Annotated in this window: 1 pseudogene; it reads right to left on the reverse strand. The window is 39.6% G+C overall.

The window, feature by feature from the left end:
• Positions 1 to 1,683 (reverse strand): annotated as a pseudogene (locus OEW74_RS16875) (hypothetical protein); the annotation flags it as partial.
• Between the last annotated feature and the right edge of the window lie 275 nt (positions 1,684 to 1,958).

Genomic DNA, 1,958 nt, shown 5'->3' on the forward strand with positions numbered 1-1,958 from the left:
CTCGTTATCTGCTCCTGCTCTTTGCAGTGAAGTGATCCCCTGTTTAGTATCTAAAACAGTTCCTGCTGTAATAGCCGGTTTATAACAGAAGCAATTAGCGATTGTAGCATTAATTGCTGATGCATAGGTGTATGTACCATTATAAAGTCCACTTTCTGCAGCTGTTTCAATACCGTTGAAGAATCCGTTGGCTCCATATTGGCTTGGTGTACCGTTTCCTAGATAAGCATTGCCTGTTCCTGAAGGAATACCTCCTGTATAGATACTTCCACCACTTGTTGACATAAATCCTGCTGCTCCTGCATTATCAGAAACTCCTGCCTCTCCGGCATCGGAACAACCATCGCCATCTGAGTCTAAATCTAAATGATTTGGAATTAAATCACCATCAGGATCGTTAGAACAGGTTGTCTGTTTTGGATGAGCTGAAGGAATATAATTAGCTGAATTAATAGTTCCTGTTACTTCATAATTTGTAAACGTTGGCTGCGTTGTTCCAACTGTAGAAACTCTTATTCTGTAATATTTATAAAGCGTGCTTGTGTTAAGTGTTACCGGCCAAGTTTTGGTTGTTCCCACACTTGTTGCAACTGCAGCAGAAACTGCAGAATAGTTGATGTCGTCATTAGAAGCTTCCAAAACTGCGAAAGCACCTGTTCCCCAACTTGCTGTTGCTCCGATTACCTGCATTTGTGTAAGACTAACTGCTGTAGGATATTCTACTTTGTAGATAACTATAGAAGTTGTCCCAAGTTGATTGGCTGCAACAATGTGGTTGGCTGCTGTTACCGTTGTTGTGGTTGCATCGTGCATTGTTGGGATGTCATTACCTGCTGTTACCGCTACAGAATTGACTGTTGAGCTTGCAACACCTGTTGAAATTTTTACTGTTGAATTAGCCATTGCTTCTGCAGATGTATAAAAACAAGCAGGACTTTCAATGGCATCTAAAACTCCATCATTATCATCATCGATATCCACAATGTCAGAAACTCCGTCTCCATCGGTATCGGTACACGCATTGATGGCAGATGAAACTGCATAAGGATAATAAGTAGAAGTATAATCTACAAAACCATCATTATTAGAATCTACAGCATCTACCAAACCATCTCCGTTTGAGTCGATGTTCGGATATTGGTAAACAGCCGTTCTTGTAGCACCAGGAGCACCTGCTTCAAAAGCATCACCACAACTGTCGTTATCGCTATTCAGATCCCATTGATTGATTGTTCCATCACCATCGGTATCATTAGTACACGTTTCTTTTGGATACAATGAAGGAATATAATAAGCTGTATTGACATCAAAGAATATTTCTGAAGCATTAGCCGCAACAATATTAGAAGCTGCCGCTCCTGTTATTCTGATATATTTGTAAGCTGTTGTTGTATTTAATGTTACCGGATATTTGATTGAGTTCGGAATACTTACCCCACCGTTTGCGGTAACATTGGTTGCTATTCCTGTTCCAATAGCTGCAGAAAGATCTACCCAATCTGTTCCGTTATTGGTGTTAGAACCCTGAATTTTCGTAGTTCCCGCAAATTGAGTCGCTGTATTAAATTCAAGATACAAAGCGCTTAATCTGATAGGATTAACAAAAGTAAAGAGATAAACATTTCTATTTTGAATTGCCTGAGCTGGTGATGCTGAAAAAGTAACTGCTGTTACATTGCCCACTGTATCTACAAGCTGATTGAAATTGCTTGTGGTTGTGGTTAAAGCAGAACTTACAGAAACTGTATAATCAGGTATCGCAGCTGTGTTCCATTCGTTAGCGGTGTAATAACATGATGGGCTTTCTGTAGCATCAGGAACGCCATCGTTATCATCATCAATATCGTTTACATCATTTACTCCATCGCCATCGTGGTCGTTACAACGATTAATGAAGGTGCTTATTGCATAATTGTAAGAGCCTGTTTAAATTTTATTGAGTAATAATTTTATGGCAG

This window comes from Chryseobacterium sp. YIM B08800 (genome assembly GCF_026163565.1).
GTDB lineage: Bacteria > Bacteroidota > Bacteroidia > Flavobacteriales > Weeksellaceae > Chryseobacterium.